1 protein-coding gene is annotated in these 424 nt (G+C 64.4%); it reads right to left on the bottom strand.

The genetic code is table 11. The features are described from left to right. The coding region (locus AB4Z33_RS31205) for a hypothetical protein (protein WP_442053601.1) at positions 1 to 424 on the bottom strand (424 nt) is incomplete at both ends.

The following is a 424-nucleotide window of genomic DNA, read 5'->3' as shown; positions in this document are numbered from 1 at the left end:
CTGTTCCGGTTGCTCCTGTTGCACCTGTTACACCCGTCGGACCTGTTACGCCCGTAGCTCCTGTCGGACCTGTTGCTCCAGTGCCGGTTGCTCCTGTTGCTCCGGTCACGCCCGTTGGGCCGGTTTCACCTGTCGCTCCTGTCGGACCGGTTGCTCCTGTGCCGGTTGCTCCTGTTGCACCTGTTACACCCGTCGGACCTGTTACGCCCGTAGCTCCTGTCGGGCCGGTTGCCCCCGCGCCGGTTGCTCCTGTTGCTCCGGTCACGCCAGTTGGGCCGGTGGCACCTGTCGCTCCTGTTGGACCTGTTGCTCCTGTTCCGGTTGCTCCTGTTGCACCTGTTACACCCGTCGGACCTGTTACGCCCGTAGCTCCTGTCGGACCTGTTGCTCCAGTGCCGGTTGCTCCTGTTGCTCCGGTCACGCC

This window comes from Paenibacillus sp. 2TAB19 (assembly GCF_052115185.1).
Taxonomy (GTDB): Bacteria; Bacillota; Bacilli; order Paenibacillales; family Paenibacillaceae; genus Pristimantibacillus.
The sequence above is the reverse complement of the archived record's forward strand: the minus strand, read 5'-3'. Positions and strand labels throughout refer to the sequence as shown.